General features: G+C 70.7%; 13 protein-coding genes and 2 pseudogenes. 5 read left to right on the top strand and 10 right to left on the bottom strand.

The genetic code is table 11. The annotated features are described in order from the left end of the window. Positions 1–520 (top strand): annotated as a pseudogene (locus tag A5481_RS35000) (hypothetical protein); the annotation flags it as partial. Between the two features lie 150 nt (positions 521–670). Beyond that, positions 671–1270: a PAS domain-containing protein gene (locus A5481_RS29175; RefSeq protein ID WP_064504462.1), complete on the top strand. Its 600-nt coding sequence runs from the start codon at positions 671–673 to the stop codon at positions 1268–1270. A gap of 75 nt (positions 1271–1345) precedes the next feature. Here A5481_RS29175 and A5481_RS29170 read toward each other — a convergent pair whose 3' ends face one another. The 3 genes from A5481_RS29170 to A5481_RS29160 form a co-directional block, all read right to left on the bottom strand. Then, positions 1346–3088 (bottom strand): thiamine pyrophosphate-binding protein, encoded by a 1743-nt coding sequence (locus tag A5481_RS29170; protein ID WP_048435002.1) that lies wholly within the window; start codon positions 3086–3088, stop codon positions 1346–1348. Between the two features lie 235 nt (positions 3089–3323). Next, positions 3324–4886 (bottom strand): class I adenylate-forming enzyme family protein, encoded by a 1563-nt coding sequence (locus A5481_RS29165; protein ID WP_048435001.1) that lies wholly within the window; start codon positions 4884–4886, stop codon positions 3324–3326. A 168-nt stretch (positions 4887–5054) separates the two neighbouring features. Then, on the bottom strand, positions 5055–6104 hold the full coding sequence (locus tag A5481_RS29160) for a TRAP transporter substrate-binding protein (RefSeq protein ID WP_053082424.1): 1050 nt from the start codon (positions 6102–6104) through the stop codon (positions 5055–5057). Positions 6105–6263: 159 nt separating this feature from the next. Between A5481_RS29160 and A5481_RS29155 the strand changes: the two genes are divergently transcribed. Continuing rightward, positions 6264–6983, top strand: coding sequence for a GntR family transcriptional regulator (locus tag A5481_RS29155; protein ID WP_048435000.1), 720 nt, complete (start codon positions 6264–6266; stop codon positions 6981–6983). 315 nt (positions 6984–7298) lie between these two features. Here A5481_RS29155 and A5481_RS29150 read toward each other — a convergent pair whose 3' ends face one another. The 7 genes and pseudogenes from A5481_RS29150 to A5481_RS29125 form a co-directional block, all read right to left on the bottom strand. Then, positions 7299–8435 carry a sulfate/molybdate ABC transporter ATP-binding protein gene (locus A5481_RS29150; protein ID WP_048434999.1) on the bottom strand — a complete coding sequence of 379 codons (1137 nt, stop codon included), beginning with the start codon at positions 8433–8435 and terminating at the stop codon, positions 7299–7301. A 1-nt stretch (position 8436) separates the two neighbouring features. Then, on the bottom strand, positions 8437–9342 hold the full coding sequence (cysW, locus tag A5481_RS29145) for a sulfate ABC transporter permease subunit CysW (RefSeq protein ID WP_245238938.1): 906 nt from the start codon (positions 9340–9342) through the stop codon (positions 8437–8439). Next, complete coding sequence (gene cysT / locus A5481_RS29140) at positions 9335–10204, bottom strand: sulfate ABC transporter permease subunit CysT (protein WP_048434998.1); 870 nt, start codon at positions 10202–10204, stop codon at positions 9335–9337. Before cysT ends, cysW begins: the two co-directional genes overlap by 8 nt. Further along, positions 10201–11178, bottom strand: coding sequence for a sulfate ABC transporter substrate-binding protein (locus A5481_RS35485; RefSeq protein ID WP_245238940.1), 978 nt, complete (start codon positions 11176–11178; stop codon positions 10201–10203). The genes cysT and A5481_RS35485 overlap by 4 nt, the downstream gene beginning before the upstream one ends. Before the next feature lie 30 nt (positions 11179–11208). Next, a pseudogene (gene cysN, locus A5481_RS35480) lies at positions 11209–12618 on the bottom strand (sulfate adenylyltransferase subunit CysN); the annotation flags it as partial. Next, a complete protein-coding gene (cysD, locus tag A5481_RS29130; RefSeq protein ID WP_048434996.1) occupies positions 12618–13553 on the bottom strand; it encodes a sulfate adenylyltransferase subunit CysD in 936 nt (311 codons plus the stop codon). The gene cysD and the pseudogene cysN, both read right to left, overlap by 1 nt. After that, entirely contained in the window at positions 13550–14368 is an 819-nt protein-coding gene (locus A5481_RS29125) for a phosphoadenylyl-sulfate reductase (protein WP_048434995.1), read from the bottom strand. The genes cysD and A5481_RS29125 overlap by 4 nt, the downstream gene beginning before the upstream one ends. A gap of 213 nt (positions 14369–14581) precedes the next feature. On the opposite strand from A5481_RS29125, the gene A5481_RS29120 reads away from it, so the two are divergent. Next, positions 14582–15073 carry an Lrp/AsnC family transcriptional regulator gene (locus A5481_RS29120; RefSeq protein WP_048434994.1) on the top strand — a complete coding sequence of 164 codons (492 nt, stop codon included), beginning with the start codon at positions 14582–14584 and terminating at the stop codon, positions 15071–15073. A gap of 108 nt (positions 15074–15181) precedes the next feature. Continuing rightward, positions 15182–16954 carry a diflavin oxidoreductase gene (locus tag A5481_RS29115; protein ID WP_048434993.1) on the top strand — a complete coding sequence of 591 codons (1773 nt, stop codon included), beginning with the start codon at positions 15182–15184 and terminating at the stop codon, positions 16952–16954. The last annotated feature ends 32 nt before the right edge of the window (positions 16955–16986 follow it).

The raw sequence follows: 16986 nt of genomic DNA, 5'->3' as shown, positions 1-16986 counted from the left end.
CATCGCCCTCCCGGGCGACGGTGCCGTGCGGGCGGCCGCCCCGCCGCGCCCGCGGGTCCGCCGCCGCCCGCCGAAGCCGGCGCCCCGGCCGGCCCCGGCCGAGGCCGCCCCCGCCGAATCCGTCCCCGAGTCCCCCCCGCGTCCCGCGCCGGAGCGCCCGGCGCCGCGTCCGCAGCCGCCCCGGGTCGAGCCGGCGCCTCCGCCGACCGTCCCGGTGCCCCCGGCGGCCGAGGGCGGGCGCCGCTACCTCGCCCCCCGCCCGCCGGAGGCCCGCCCGCCCGAGGCCGCGCCGGCCCCCGAGCCCCGCGGCGGCGCACAGCGCTTCATCACCGACGGCCCGCCCCCTGCCGAACCTCCCAGCACCACCCTCGCGCCGAGCCAGGGTTCCGGCCAGGGTTCCGGCCAAGGTCCCGGCCAGCTTCCCGGCCCGGTCCCCGGCCGCGGCACCGGGGAAAGCCTGTCGCGCGACCTGCCGCCCGAGGCCTACCGGCCGCCGCCGGAGCGCGGCGCCCCGCGCTGAGCGAGGCCTGCCGGTCGACCCGTCCCTCCCGACAGCCGTTGCCACAAAGTTCCGCTTGCTCACGGATACGTGATCGATATACCACTTTAGGGTGTGTTTTCGATCGTTCTAGTTTGGGTTGTGTCCCGAGAGCCAGGCAGGAGGTGGCGGGTGCCAAGTTCGGACCACGTGCTTCAGACGGCGTCGCACATCTACGGCGTCGGTTTCACCGAGGCGATGGGCAGCTGGGTCTGGGACATCCAGCGCGATCAGGTCCACGCCGACGACGTCGCGGCGTTCCTGTTCGGGCTCGATCCCGGCCAGGCCCAGTCCGGCCGGTCGGTGGCGGAGTACGAGGCCGCCATCCATCCCGACGACCGCGACGCGGTGACCGCGCAGTTCCGGGCCGCCGCCGAGGAGGGCGGCATCTTCGTCGCCGAGTACCGCACCTGCCCGCGGGACGGATCGGTGCGCTGGGTCCTGGAGCGCGGTCACTTCTACCACGACGAGGCGGGACGCCCGCGACGCGCCCACGGCATCATCGTCGACATCACCGAGCGCAAACTGGGCGGCGACGGCTTCGCCAGCCGGCCCGCCCGCCGGGCCGAGCATCCCCTGGAGCGGGCCGCCGACCTGTGCATGGAGGCGCGCGAGGCGGTCCGGGCGGCCCGCAAGCCGTTCCTGGCCAAGCTCGTCGACATGGTGCTGCTCGAGCTCGGCCGCGAGCTCAAGACCCTGATGGATGCCGACCGCCGGCGCCGCCTGAGCTGATCCTGCCCGCCGGCGCCGCGTCGATCTGGGCCGGACGCCCTCGCACCGCCGTGTCGATGCGAGGGCGCGGGGGTCTCACACGCTCTCGCCGCGGCGGCGGCGCTCGGCGTCGTCCCAGGCGGTGAGCGGCTGGTAGTCGGGCACGAAGCCCAGCCCCTTGCGGGCATCCGACGACACCGCGACCTGGGAGGTCGTCACGTCGATCAGCGCCGGGCCGCCCGCGGCGAGCGCCCGCTCGATCGCCGGGGCCAGATCCTCCGGCCGCTCGACCCGCTCGCCGTGGGCGCCGAGCGCCCGGGCCATCGCGGCGTAGTCGGAATCGGCGAGCAGCGTGCCGACGACCCGGCCGCCGTAATTGAACTCCTGGTCGTAGCGCTCGATGTTCCAGGCGGCGTTGTTCGACACGATGATGACCGGCTTCGCCCCGTGGCGGACAGCGGTGTCGATCTCCATCGCGTTGATGCCGAAGGCGCCGTCGCCGGTGACGCAGATCACCTGCCGGTCGGGAAAGGCGAGCGAGGCCGCGGTGGCGTAGGGCACGCCGATGCCGAGGCAGCCGAAGGCGCCGGCATCGAGGTAGGTCCGCGCCTCGAGGCCGACCCGGGCGAAGCTGAGGAGGTCGCCGCCATCGGCCACCGCGATGAAGTCGGGCGACGCGACCCGGCGGATCGCCGCGAAGATCGCCGCCGGGTGGACGCGGCCGTCCCCGCCGGTCTGCGGCACGCTCCCCCCGGTCGAGCGCTTGACGTGGCGCGCCCGCAGGCCCTCCGCCCACGCCCGGTCGAGGGCGGGCGCCCGGTTGCCGGCGGCATCCACGATCGCCGCGAGCGCCAGGCTCGGCGTCGCGAGCAGTTCCGGCTCGCCGCGGCGGTTGTCGACGAGTTCGCCGGCGGTATCGGCGATGCGCACGAAGCGGGCATTCGGGAACACCGCCGGCGAGCCGTAGCCGAGCTGGTAGTCGAGCTTGCGGCCGACCACCAGGACCACGTCGGCCTCGGTCATCGCGGCGGCGCGCATCGCGCCCACCGTCGCCGGATGATCGGCCGGGACCAGGCCGCGGCTCTCCTGGGTGTCGAGGTAGACCGCGCCCAGCGCGTCGAGGAGGCGGACCAGCTCAGGGCCGGCGGTCTTGGCGCCGCGGCCGCTCACCACCAGCGGGCGACGCGCGCCCCACAGCACCTCGACGGCCTTGGCGATGCCGGCCGGATCGGGCGGCAGCCGGCGGGGGGGCTTCGGCGCCATCCAGTCGTCGAGCACCAGCTGCGGCGGCACGTGGGCGCGCAGCACGTCGGTCGGGATCTCGATGTAGACCGGGCCCGGTTCGCCGAGATCGCCCATGGCGCGGGCCACCGCCTCGTCGAGCTCGCGGATCACCTGGTCGGCGACCCGGGCGGTGCGCGACTGGCGGGTGACCGGGCGCAGGATGTCGACGTGGGGGATGTCCTGGAGCGGCCCGAGATTGGCCTGGGCCCGCGAGGTGCAGCCGCCGATCAGGAGCACCGGCACGCGGGCGAGCGAGGCGTTGGCGATGCCGGTGACGCAGTTGGTGACGCCGGGCCCGGCGGTCGCCATGCAGACCCCGAGTTCACCCGTCAGTTCCGCGTGGGCGTGGGCCATGTGGACGGCGGCGCCCTCGTCGCGCACGTCGACGATGCGGATGCCGAGGCGGGCGCAATGGTCCCAGATCGGCTGGATGTGGCCGCCCTGGAGGCCGAACACCCGATCGACGCCTCGCGCCTTCAGGAACTGGGCGATCCAGGCGGCGCAGGATTGCGCGTCGGCGTTGAGGTCCTGGACGGTGTCGGCCGGTTGGCTCATGGCGTTTCTCCCTCCCGTTCGTGTCGTTGTTCGCGCCTTCGCGGCGTCTCCCCTCTCCCGTGTGGGAGAGGGGTTGGGGGTGAGGGTGCTACGGTTCCGCGGAATACTGAACCGTTCCGCTGCCAGCTCGACGCTCAGCGATTCGTACTGAGGCGTGTCACCCTCACCCCTACCCCTCTCCCACATGGGAGAGGGGATCCCGCGCTTCACATTTTTTAGGGGATACCTTGGCGGACTACCCCTCCCCCCGCACCAGCCGCTCCTTCAGCTTCCGGTGCAGGTTCTTCCCCGTCGCCGTGCGGGGCATCGCCTCGTCGGCCATGAACGAGACCGTCCGCGGGCGCTTGAAGCCGGCGAGCCGGTCCTTGCACCAGCCGAGGATCTCGGCCTCGCTGGCCGAGGCGCCGTCGCGCAGCACGATGACGGCGTGGACGCGCTCGCCCCAGGTCTCGTCCGGAAGACCCACCACCGCGACGTCGTGCACCGCCGGATGGCCGCCGAGCAGCGCTTCGACCTCGGACGGGTAGATGTTCTCGCCGCCCGAGATGATCATGTTGCTCTTGCGGTCGACGAGGTGGATGAACCCGTCCGCGTCGCGCCGGGCCATGTCGCCGACGGTGCAATACTCGCCGCGGAAGGCCTCCTTCGTCTTCTCCGGCAGCTTCCAGTAGCCGTCGAACAGGTAGGGATTGGAGCAGAACAATTCGCCGGCCTCGCCGTCCGGCACCTCGTTGCCGGCCTCGTCGAGCAATCTGATCGGCGCCGAGCCGACGCATTCGCGGCCGACCGAGCCGAGCTTGGTGAACTGTTCGGGCGGGTGCAGCATCGTCGCCCAGCCGACCTCGGTGGCGCCGTACAATTCGTAGAGCCCGGAATTCGGGAAGAACTCCATTACCGCCCGCTTGGTGTCGGGCCGGGCCGGGGCCGAGGAGATCATCAGGCGGGTGATGCGCGTGAGGTCGTAGCGCGCCGTCGCCTCGCGGCTCAAACCCAGCATCATCGCGTAATGCGTCGGCACCAGGGAGGTGAAGCTCGCACCCCCCTCGGCGAGCGCCCGCACGCAATGCTCGGGGTCGAAGCTCTTGCGCGAGTACACGCTGGTGACGCCGCCGCAATAGCTGAACGCGCCGAAGAAGTAGAGCGAGTTGGCGTGGCACAGCGGCATGACCAGCAGCGCCGAATCGCGCCGGTGGATGCCGAGTTCGATCTCGGTGATCATCGACAGCATGGCGGCGCCGCGATGCGAGCGGATCGCCCCCTTCGGCTTGCCGGTGGTGCCCGAGGTGTACATCAGCATCCACGGGTCCGACGGGTCGACGACGGTGCCGGGCTCGTCCTCGCGCGCCCGCCCGATCAGGTCCTCGTAATCCGAGAAGCCCGCCGGGCACGGCGTCCGCCCGAACCACACCACGCGGGATTCCGCCACCGGCAGGTCGGCGCGGATCTCCTCGATCGTGCCGGCGAGCTCGTCCTGGAGGATCAGGGCGGAGACCTCGGCATCCTCCAGGATGTAGCGCACCTCCGCGCCGACCAGCCGGAAGTTGATCGGCACCGCCACGAGGCCGGCCTTCGCCATGGCCGGATAGAGCTCCAGCCACTCGACGCAATTGTAGGCCAGCACCGCCACCCGGTCGCCCTTCCTCAGGCCGAGGCCCAGGAGAGCGTTGGCGAGGCGGCACGCGCGGGCGTTCCACTGCCGGAACGTCATCGCGCGCTCGAGGTCGCGCGCGCCGATCCGGTCGGGCTGCAGGCGCGCCTGGACGGCGAGCATCTGCCCGGGCGTGAGCACATCCCTCATCGTGGTCGTCCTCGTTCCCTCGTTCGAACCGGGTTCGTGTGACCACGCTGTCGGGTCACACCGACGATAAGTCTCCCGCCATCGTCATTCCGGGCTCCGCTTTCGCGGCCCCGGAATGACGCGGTGGGTGTCAGTTTTGTTGGAGGCAGTAACGGCCGGTCAAAATCCTCAGCCGATGTCGCCTGCATATTTCTGCACCAGCGCCCAGGCCTCCGGCCCGAACTTCTCGCGCCACTGGCCGTAGAACTTCGTCGCCTTGAGCGCGCCCTGGAAGGCGGCCGGGTCGGTGGTGTTGAAGACGAGGCCCCGCCCCTCCAGTTCCTTCTGGGTGTCGCGGTTGGCCTGGGCGATGTCGTCGCGCTCCTTCAGGGCCGCGGCGTTGAGGTGCTTCTCCATGATCGCCCGCACGTCCGCCGGCACGCCCTTCCAGACCCGGCCGCTCGCCATCATCCAGAACCCGTCCCAGGCGTGGTTGGTGAGCGAGCAGTATTTCTGCACCTCGTAGAACTTGGCGAAGTTGATCAAGGCCAGCGGGTTCTCCTGCCCGTCGGCGATCTTCGTCTGGAGCGCCGAATAGGCTTCGCTCAGCGGGATGCTGACCGGGGCGGCGCCCAGCGCCGAGAACATCGAAACCCAGAGCGGCACCACCGGCACGCGGATCTTGAAGTTCTTGAGGTCGTCGGGCGTGCGGATCGGCTTGGTGCTGGTGGTGATCTGGCGAAAGCCGTTGTCCCAGGTCGTCGCGAAGGGCACGAGGTTCGCCTTCTCGATCGACTTGCGTATGTAGCCGCCGACCTCGCCGTCCATCGCGGCCCAGACCTTGTCGTAGCTCGTGAAGGCGAAGCCGATGCCGGTGAGCGAGGTCGCCGGCACGAGCGTCGAGACCACGGTGCCCGGGAAGGTCGCGAGTTCGAGCGCCCCGGAGCGGATCTGGGACAGCATGTCCGAGTCGCTCCCCAGCTGGTTCGACGGGAACAGGCTGATCTCGACGGCGCCGTTGGTTTCCTGGCCGATCGCCGCGATCGCCTCCTTGAGGCGCACGTTGACCGGATGCGGCACCGGCAGGTCGGTGCCGAGCTTGAAGGCGAGCTTCTGGCCCTGGGACAGGGCCGGCCGAGGAAAGCCGGCCGCGAGCGCGGCGGCACCGAGGCCGGAGGCCAGCAAGTGCCGCCGGTGGAGGCCCGCGGGGCGGGGCAAGGTCACCCAGGGGGTATTCATGGCGTTTCTCCCTCGACCGAATCCCGATGCCGTCGTTCCGGGGGCGTCCCGCCGCGGCATTTACTGAATTCAGAATTCGAATTTAGAATTCGGTATTGCACGGGCCTCCGGTTTGCGCAACACGTCCGGACCGAGTTTTCGCGTGGAGAGGATCGGACCATGGCCGTCGAGACCGACGCCCGCCAGCTGACGCGCCACCGGCTCGTCGAGCAGGTCTACGGCGCGATCTTCAGCGAGATCACCGAGGGGCGGCTGCCGCCCAACACCCGGCTGATCCAGGACGAACTGGCGGAGGCCTACGGCGTCTCGCGCCAGCCGGTGCAGCAGGCGCTGCTGCTCCTGCGCAACCACGGCATCGTGCGCGACGCGCCGCGCCGCGGGCTGGTGGTGGCCCCGCTCGAAGCCGCCTTCGTGCAGAACCTCTACGAGGTGCGCGGGGTCCTGGAGGGCCTGACGAGCCGGCTCGCCGCCGAGCGCAATCCCGCCCGGGCCGGCCGGGAAGGCCCTCCCCTGGTGGCGGCGGGGCGGGCCGCGGCGCAAGGGGGCTCGGTGGCGGAGCTGATCGAGGCCGACATCGCCTTCCACCGCTTCCTCGGCAAGATCGCCGAGAACCCGATCGTCGTCGAGACCGCCGCCCCCCACTTCAACCACCTGCGGCGGATCATGGGCGAGGTCCTGCGCGAGGACGAGACGATGCCGGCCCGGATCTGGGACGAGCACGCGGCGATCCTGGAGGCCATCGCGGCGGGCGAGGCCGAGGTCGCCGACCGGCTGTCGCGCCAGCACATCGCCCGGGCCGCGACGATCTTCGTCGAGCGGCTTCAGGCGCAGGAGGATGCGTTCGCGCAAGAAGCGCGCAGCCGGCGGGTGCGGCGGTAGCCCGATTTTCGATGATTCTGCGGCCTCATCGGGCCAAATCAGCTTCTACACACCCTCCCCTTTCCCGGACGACTGAAGCGTCAGCAGAAGGAGATCCGGGAACCAGCAATTAGACTTCGCGAAGCGCCCGTATGTCTGCAGCGGTGCAGGATAAGGAGCCGCTTCGCGGCGGGTCTTACGGCTGGATCCCGGATCTCCTTCCGCTTCGCTGCAGTCGTCCGGAAAAGGGGGGAGTTCAATAGCAGTGAGTGGTGCGGCTGACGTCTGCGGTCGGCCTCTCAGCCACCGGAATCATGCCCCGGTCGCCGCTCCCGCTCACCCCCGCGGAAACACCCGCGCCGCGCCGACCGCCAGCGCCACCCGGTCGCCCGGCTCGTAGACGTCGGTCACCTTCACCTCGACCGGGGCCTCGGCGCCGTCGAGGAGGATCTCCGCCACGGTGCCGCGCCCGGTGCGGCGCCACTCGCGCACGGTGCCGGGCAGCGTGCCGGGCCCCTGCCCGACCGTGAGGTCCCACGGGCGCAGGCAGAGATCGACGGCTCCTTGCGGCCAGCCGGCCTCCGCGGCGATCACGGTGCGGCCGGCGACACGCACCTCCCCGCCCGACACCTCCGCCGGCAGCCGCGCGGTCTCGCCGACGAAGGACATCACGAAGCGCGAGGCCGGGTGGTCCTGGACCTCGTGCGGTGCGCCGACCTGCTCGATGCGGCCCTTGTTGAGGATCGCGATCCGGTCGGCGAGTTCCAGCGCCTCGTCCTGGTCGTGGGTGACGAAGATCGTGGTCTGGCCGGTCTCGCGGTGGATCTCGCGCAGCCAGCGGCGCAGGTCCTTGCGCACCTGGGCGTCGAGCGCGCCGAACGGCTCGTCGAGGAGCAGCACCGAGGGCTCGACGGCGAGCGCGCGCGCCAGCGCCACCCGCTGGCGCTGGCCGCCCGACAGCTGGCCGGGATAGCGCTTGGCGAGGTCGGGCAGCTGCACCAGCTCCAGGAGGCGCTCGACCCGGCGGCGGATCTCGTCCTCCTTCGGGCGGTGGGCCCGGGGGCGGGAGCGCAGGCCGTAGGCGATGTTCTCGAACACCGTCAGGTGGCGGAACAGGGCGTAGTGCTGGAACACGAAGCCGACGCCGCGGCTTTGGACCGGGATGTCGGTGGTGTCCTGCGAGCCGAAGAACACCCGGCCGCCATCCGGGATCTCGAGGCCGGCGATGACGCGGAGCAGCGTCGTCTTGCCGGAGCCCGAGGGGCCGAGCAGTGCCAGGAGCTCGCCCGGCTCGATCGCCAGGCTGACGCCTTCCAGCGCCGCCGGGCCGCCGCCGCCGTAGCGCTTGACGATGCGATCGACCCGGACCGAGGTCCCGGCGTGGCGCAGGCGCTCGGCGGAGGCCGCCTCGACCGGGCGGGCGGACGCCTCGCGGCGCAGGGACAGGGCGGTGGGAGCGAATCCTGCCGTCATCTCAGTGGGCTCCGCGTCCGGCCAGCGCATCGGCGTGGCGCCATTCCAGGAAAGACTTGCCCGCCAGGGTGACGAGCGCGAGGAGCGCCAGAAGCGAGGCGATCCCGAACGCCGCCACGTAATTGTACTCGTTGTACAGGATCTCGACGTGGAGCGGCATGGTGTTGGTGAGCCCCCGGATGCGGCCCGAGACGACCGAGACGGCACCGAACTCGCCCATCGCCCGGGCGTTGCACAGGAGCACGCCGTAGAGCAGCGCCCAGCGCACGTTCGGCAGGGTCACGGTGCGAAACACCCGCCACGGGCTGGCGCCGAGGGTCAACGCGGCTTCCTCGTCGGTGGTGCCCTGGTCCTGCATCAGGGGGATCAGCTCCCGGGCGACGAACGGGAAGGTGACGAACACCGTGGCGAGCACGATGCCCGGCACCGCGAAGATGATCTCGATGCCGTGCCGGTTCAGGAACGGGCCGAACAGCCCCTGCGCCCCGAAGATCAGCACGTAGATCAGGCCCGCCACCACCGGCGAGACCGAGAACGGCAGGTCGATGAGGGTGATGAGCAGGTTACGGCCGCGGAACTCGAACTTGGCGATGGCCCAGGAGGCGCAGAGCCCGAACACGACGTTGAGCGGCACCGCGATCACCGCGACGAGGAGCGTCAGGCGGATCGCCGCGAGCGCGTCGGGCTCGGCGAAGCTGGCGAGGTAGGGCCCCACCCCCTTGCTCAGCGCCTCGACGAACACCACCGCGAGCGGCAGCAGCAGGAACAGCCCCAGGAAGCCGATGGCCAGGAGCGTCAGGGCGATGCGGACCGGGCGCGGCTCGGTCAGCGCCGCGTGCGGGCCGCGGGCGGGGCCGGATCCGCGGGACGCGGGTCCCAGAACGGAGGGAACGGTGGTCTCAGACATGACCGAACCTGCGGCGGCTGAAATCCTGCAAGAGGTTGATCGCAAGCAGCGCGGTGAAGGACATCAGCAGCATCACGGCGGCGATGGCCGTGGCGCCCGCATAGTTGAATTCTTCCAGCTTGATCACGATCAGCAGGGGCGCGATCTCCGACACGTAAGGAAGGTTGCCGGCGACGAAGATGACCGAGCCGTATTCCCCGACCGCCCGGGCGAAGGCCAGCGCGAAGCCCGTGAGCATCGCCGGGATCAGCGGCGGCAGGATCACCGTGACCAGCGCCCGGAAGCGCGAGGCGCCGAGGATCGCGGCCGCCTCCTCGCTCGACTTGTCGATCTCGGCGACCAGCGGCTGCACCGTGCGGACGCAGAACGGCAGGCCGACGAAGACCAGCGCCACCAGGATGCCGAGCGGCGTGTAGGCGACCTTGATCCCGAGGCTCATCAGCGGCTCGCCGAGCCAGCCGTTCGGCGCGTAGAGGCTGGCGAGCGCGATGCCGGCCACCGCCGTCGGCAGCGCGAAGGGCAGGTCGACCAGCGCGTCGATGATCCGCCGTCCGGGAAACCGGTAGCGCGTCAGCACCCAGGCGATCAGGAGCCCGAACACCGCATCGATCGCGGCCGCCGCCAGCGACAGGCCGAACGAGGTCTTGAGCGCCGCGAGGTTGCGGGAATCGGTGATCAGGTCCCACAGGCCGGCAGGGCCGACGCTGGCGGCGCGCAGCAGCAGCACCGCCAGAGGCAAGAGGACGATCAGGGTCAGGTAGGTGAGCGTGATCCCGAAAGTCAGGCGGAAGCCCGGGAGCGCGCTCGGTCGCCGGAAGCGGGCCGCTCCCCGCCCCGCGGGCAGGGCCGCGGCGTTGCTCATTGACGGGCTTTCAGGATGGTGTCGAAGACGCCGCCGTCGTCGAAATGCGTCTTCTGGGCCTTGGCCCAGCCGCCGAACTCGCCATCGATGGTGACGAGCTTCAGCTTCGGGAAGCGGGCGAGGTCGGCCTTGTCCGCCGCCGCCTCGTCGCGCGGGCGGTAGAAGTTCTTGGCGATGATCCGCTGGGCTTCGGGCGTGTAGAGGAACTGCAGGTAGGCTTCCGCTTGGCGGCGGGTGCCCTTCTGGTCGACGTTGGCGTCGATCAGCGCCACCGGCGGTTCGGCCAGGATCGAGATCGACGGCACGACGATGTCGAACTTGCCCTTGCCGAATTCCTCGTCGGCGAGGAACGCCTCGTTCTCCCAGGCGATCAGCACGTCGCCCAAGCCCCGCTGCACGAAGGTGGTGGTGGCCCCGCGCGCGCCCGTGTCGAGCACCGGCACGTTCTTGAACAGGGCGGTGACGAACTCCTTCGCCTTGGCGTCGTCGTTGTTGCTCTTCGACAGCGCGTAGGCGTAGGCCGCGAGGTAGTTCCAGCGCGCGCCGCCCGAGGTCTTCGGGTTCGGAGTGATGACCTGGATCCCCGGCTTCACCAGGTCGTCCCAGTCCTTGATGCCCTTCGGATTGCCCTTGCGGACCAGGAACACGATGGTCGAGGTGTAGGGCGTCGAGTTGTTCGGCAGACGCTTCTGCCAGTCGGCCGGCAGCTTCTTCGAGCGGGCGGCGATGGCGTCGATGTCGCTGGCGAGCGCCAGCGTCACCACGTCGGCCGGCAAGCCGTCGATCACCGAGCGGGCCTGGGCGCCCGACCCGCCATGCGAGGCGCGCACCGTCACGGTCTCGCCGGTCTTGGCCTTCCACTCCTTGGCGAAGGCGGCGTCGATCGCCCGGTACAGCTCCCGGGTCGGGTCGTAGGAGACGTTGAGCAGCGTCTGCGCCTTCACCGGGGCGGGCGCCCCGGCGAGCGCGAGCAGCGAGGCCCCGGCGGCGAGCGCCAGGGACGAGCCGCGGAACAGCCGCTTGAGCGACCCGAGGAGGCCGCCGCCGGCGGGCGCCGCCCCGGCTTTCGCCTCGGTCTTCGTCTCGACCTTGGTCCCGCCCTGCGGAGCGGCCTGAGGCTTCTGGACGAGGCCGAGCGCCGCCGTGTCGGTGGTCGCCCGGTCGATCAGGATCAGGCTGCCGGTGTCGCGGTTCTGGCGGTAGGCGTCGACCGCGACCTTGCGGTCGAGGCTCAAGGTGACGTCGCCGATGTCGTTGGCGCTCAAGGAACCGGCCGGCACGCCCTGCCCGGTCTCGGTGTCGATGCGCGCACGCACGGCCTCGACCACGGCGTTCGCCGTCACCGTGCCGACCTTGGCGAGGTAGGTCGCGCCCGGCGTCAGCTCGGTCTCGTTGGCCCAGAACAGCCGGACCTCGAGCCGGTCGCCGACGATCGGCGGCTGGGCCGCGGCGGTGATGACGCTGCCGCGCGAGGCATCGACCTCGTCGGCGAGCACCAGGGTGACCGACTGGCCGGCGATGGCGCGCTCGAGGTCGCCATCATAGGTGTAGATCCGCGCCACCGTGGACGGGGTGCCGGCGGGCGCCACCACCACGGCGTCGCCGACCGCGACCGAGCCCGAGGCGATCAGCCCCGAGAAGCCGCGGAAGTCGGAATTCGGCCGGTTGACCCACTGCACCGCCATGCGGAAGGGAGCGACCTCCTCCTCGACATGCGCGGGCACCTCCTCGAGGTACTGGAGCAGCGGCGCGCCGGTGTACCAGGGCGCCGCGGTACCCGGCAGCACGACGTTGTCGCCGTTCGCCGCCGAGAGCGGGATGCCGGTCACATCGGTGAAGCGCAGGTCCTTGGCGAAGGCCTGGAACTCGGCGACGATCGCCTCGAACCGATCCTGCGACCAGCCGATCAGGTCCATCTTGTTCACCGCCAGCACGACGCGGCGGATGCCGAGCATCGAGACCAGCAGCGCGTGGCGCCGCGTCTGAGGGCTGAGACCCTTGCGGGCATCGACCAGCAGCACCGCGACCTCGGCGGTCGAGGCGCCGGTCGCCATGTTGCGGGTGTACTGGACGTGGCCGGGGGTGTCGGCGACGATGAACGAGCGCCGCTCGGTCGAGAAGAACCGGTAGGCGACGTCGATGGTGATGCCCTGCTCGCGCTCGGCCTGGAGGCCGTCGACGAGGAGCGCGAGATCGAGTTCCCCGCCCCGCGTGCCGTGGCGGCGCGAGTCGCGCTCGAGCGCGCTGACCTGGTCGTCGAAGATCTGCTTGGTGTCGTGCAGCAAGCGCCCGATCAGGGTCGACTTGCCGTCGTCGACCGAGCCGCAGGTGATGAACCGCAGCACTTCCTTGCGCTGGTGGGCGGCGAGAAAGGCCTCGTAGCCGAAGGCGCGGGTGGATTGGTGCACGGTCATCAGAAGTAGCCTTCCTGCTTCTTGCGCTCCATGGCGCCGGCGCCGTCCTTGTCGATCACCCGGCCCTGCCGCTCGGAGGTGCGGGCGGCCAGCGTCTCGCCGATGATCTCCGGCAGGGTCGCGGCGTCGCTCTCCACCGCCCCGGTCAGCGGGTAGCAGCCCAGCGTCCGGAACCGCACCAGCCGCATCTCCGGCGTCTCGCCGGGGTTCAGCGGCAGGCGCTCGTCGTCGACCATGATCAGCTGCCCGTCGCGTTGCACCACCGGGCGCTCGGCCGCGTAATAGAGCGGCACGATCGGGATGTTCTCCTGCTCGATGTAGAGCCAGATATCGAGCTCGGTCCAGTTCGACAGCGGGAAGACGCGGAGAGACTCACCGCGTTGCTTCTTCATGTTGTAGAGGTGCCAGGGCTCGGCGCGCTGGCGCTTCGGATCCCAGCGGTGCTGGGCGGTGCGCAAGCTCACGATGCGCTCCTTGGCCCGCGAGGCCTCCTCGTCGCGCCGCGCCCCGCCGAAGGCCGCGTCGAACTTGTGCTTGTCGAGGGCCTGGCGCAGGGCCTGGGTCTTCATCACGTCGGTATGGACCTCGGAGCCGTGGCTCACCGGCCCGATGCCGCGGGCGAGCCCGTCCGGGTTGGTGTGGACCAGGAGATCGAGGCCGAGTTCCTTGGCGCGCTTGTCGCGGAAGGCGATCATCTCGCGGAACTTCCAGGTCGTGTCGACGTGGAGCAGCGGGAACGGCAGCCGGCCCGGCGCGAAGGCCTTCAGCGCCAGGTGCAGCAGGACCGAGGAATCCTTGCCGATCGAGTACAGCATCACCGGGTTCTCGGTCTCGGCGACCGTCTCCCGCATGATGTGGATGCTCTCGGCCTCCAGGCGCTGGAGGTGAGTGAGGCGGTCGAGGCCGTCGGTCCGGGTCTTGAGGGCGGCGCTCATGCGGCCAGCTCCGGGTTGGATTTCTTCGAGGATATGTCGGACGAGGAGGCCGATTCGAAGGCGCGCGGCTCCTGTCCGGGACGGATCTCGCTACCCGGCGCGCCTGCGACGTGCAGGCCGCATTCCTGCTTGCCGGCCTGCTCCCACCACCAGCGGCCGGCCCGCTCGGGCTCGCCGAGCTTCACCGCGCGGGTACAGGGCGCGCAGCCGATCGACGGGAAGCCGCGATCGTGCAGGACGTTGTAGGGCACGAAGTTCCGGTGGATCAGCTCGGCCAAAGCCTCCCGGGTCCAGTCGGCGATCGGGTTGAGCTTGATGAGCCCACGGGCGTGGTCGGCTTCCGCCAACGGCGTCTCGGCGCGGTTGGCCGACTGGCCGGCGCGCAGGCCGGTGAGCCAGCCGGCGGCGCCGGCGAGCGCCCGGCCGAGCGGCTCGACCTTGCGGAAGCCGCAGCAGGCCTGGCGCTCCGCGACCGACTGGCGAAAACCGTTGATGCCGGATTCCGCGACGAAGCGCTCCTCGGCCTCGCGCTCCGGCGCGTAGGCGCGGATGCGGAAGCCGTAGGCGGCCTCGGTCTCGGCCCAGGTGTCGTAGGTCTCGGGGAAGAGCCGGCCGGTATCGAGGGTGACGATCTCGGCGCGCGACTTCGCCATGCGGAGCGCGTGGGTGAGGGCCTGGTCCTCGAGTCCGAAGCTCGTGGTGAAGACCAGGCGGCCGTCCACCGTCGCGTCGATCAGCGCGAGGCGCTCCGGCAGGGCGAGGGGACGCAGGCGCGTCGCCAGATCCTGCGCCGCGCGGTCGAGGGGAAGGGTCATGGAGAGCCCGGGATTGGCTGCTTGTGTGACCGGGTAACTGTTCGCTATACCGAACACTGTCAAGGCATGGCTGGGATGCGATCCCGGTGTTTTTCGTGGCCGCCCGGCCGAAACCGCCGGTTATACCAGCCCCGGCGAACGCCCCGGCAGGAGATTCGTTCCCTGACCGAGGGTCACCCTTGAAAGAATCTTCTCCAAAACCGGAGCCGCGCAGTGGATGCCATCGACCTGAAGATCCTCGCCCTGCTCCAGACCGACGCGACGCTGTCGATCGCCCAGATCGGGGAGCGCGTCGGCCTGTCGCAGACTCCCTGCTGGAAGCGCATCCAGCGCCTCGAGGCCGACGGGGTCATCGACCGCCGGGTGGCGGTGCTCGACCCGGTGAAACTGGGGCTGGGGCTGACGGTGTTCGTCTCGATCGAGACCAGCGACCATTCGCGCGAGTGGCTGGAGCGGTTCGCCGCCACCGTCTCGGGCATGCCGGAGGTGCTGGAATTCTACCGCATGGCCGGCGACGTGGACTACATGCTGCGCGTCGTGGTGGCCGACATGCAGGCCTACGACGCCTTCTACAAGCGCCTGATCGCGGTGCTGCCGCTGAAGAACGTGACGTCGCGGTTCGCCATGGAGAAGGTGAAGAGCACCACCGCGTTGCCGCTCCCGACGGCACCGTTCGTCCAGCCTCTGGCGGCGAACGGAAAATAATATTCTCCTGCAACGCCCGTGGACGATAACGACGATCTCCCGTGGGCGCGTTCTTCAAAAAGAACATTTCGGTTGACTCCGGCGCGGTGCGGGCACATCTGTGCGGACATGTCTCGCTCCGCGCTTCTCCCCCGCACGGCTCCCTTCGGCGACGCCGAGCGGGCCCATCTCGACGCCGCCCTCGGCTCCACCACCGCCCTGCAGCGCGCGTGGCTGGCCGGCTTCCTCGCCGGCCTCGACGCCGCGGGCGGTGCCGCCGCCGAGGCGCCCGCCCCGGCTGCTCCGCCGCGGGCCGCCGAGCCGCTGACGATCGTGTTCGCCAGCGAGTCGGGCAATTCGGAGAAGCTGGCCGGCGACGTCTCGAAGCTCGCCCGCAAGACCGGCTTCAAGCCGAAGGTCGTCGACTTCGCCGACCTCGACGTGGCGGCCCTGGGGAAAGAGAAGCGCCTCGTCGTCATCGCCGCCACCTGGGGCGAGGGCGAGCCGCCGGCCCGGGCCGTGCGCGCCTACGGCGAGATCATGGGCGACGGTGCCCCGCGCCTCGACGGGGTCGAGTTCGGCGTGCTGGCCCTCGGCGACACCTCCTATGCCGAGTTCTGCGCCATCGGAAAGCGCCTCGACGACCGCTTCGAGGCTCTGGGCGCCAAGCGCGTGATGCCGCGGGTCGATTGCGACCTCGACTTCGACAAGCCGGCCGCCGCCTGGATCAAGGACGCCCTCAAGGCGCTGGCGCCGGCGGAGCCCGCCGGCAACGTCGTGGCGGTGGATTTCGCCCGCGGCACCGGCGCCGACGAGGAGGCCGAGGTCAGCCGCGAGCCGGTCGTCGTCGAGGTGATCGAGCACGTCAACCTCAACTCGTCGCGCTCCGACAAGGAGACGATCCATCTGGCGCTGGCCTTCGAGGATGCCGCCCCGGCCTACGAGCCCGGCGACTCGCTCGAACTCTATCCGGAGAACGACCCGGCGCTCGTCGACCAGATCCTGAAGGCCGCCGGCCTCGAGGGCGATTCGGTCCTGCGTCAGGCGCTCCTCGCCGAGCGCGACATCACCACCCTGTCGGCCGCGACGGTCGAGCGCTTCGTCAAGGCCACCGGCCACGAGGAGGCCCGCCGCCTGATCGAGTCGAACGAGGTCCGGGCCTGGATCGAGGGCCGCCACCTCATCGACCTGATCGAGACCTATCCGACGAAGCTGACCGCGCAGCATCTCAGCGACATCACCCGGCCGCTGCCGCCTCGGGCCTACTCGATCGCCTCCTCGCGGGCCGAGGTCGGCGACGAGGCCCACCTGACCATCGCGGCGGTGCGCTACACCACCCACGACCGCGCGCGGGCCGGCGTCGCCTCGGTCCACGTCGCCGACCGGATCCGCACCGGCGCCAAGCTCCGGGTGCGGGTGAAGCCGAACAAGCATTTCCGCCTGCCGGCGAACCCGGCGACCGACATCGTCATGGTCGGTCCCGGCACCGGCGTCGCGCCGTTCCGCGCCTTCGTGCAGGAGCGCCGCGCCACCGAGGCGTCCGGCCGCAACTGGCTGTTCTTCGGCGACCGGCACTTCACCCACGACTTCCTGTACCAGCTCGAATGGCAGGAAGCCCTGGAGGACGGCTCGCTCGCGCGCATCGACGTCGCCTTCTCCCGCGACCAGCCCGAGAAGATCTACGTCCAGGACCGGATCTGGGAGCAGCGGCGCGAGCTCGTCTCCTGGCTCGACGGCGGCGCCCATTTCTACGTCTGCGGCGACGCCAAGGCGATGGCCAAGGACGTGCGGGCGGCTCTGGTGCGGGCCTTCGCCGACGTGAAGGGCCTGGATGCCGCCGCCGCCGAGGCGGCGGTGGCCGGTCTCGAGCGCAGCCACCGTTATCAGCAGGACGTGTACTAGCACTGTCCCCCCTCTCCCGTATGGGAGAGGGG

The organism is Methylobacterium platani (assembly GCF_001653715.1).
In the GTDB taxonomy this organism is placed as follows: domain Bacteria; phylum Pseudomonadota; class Alphaproteobacteria; order Rhizobiales; family Beijerinckiaceae; genus Methylobacterium; species Methylobacterium platani.
This window is presented reverse-complemented; position numbering and strand designations above follow the sequence as displayed.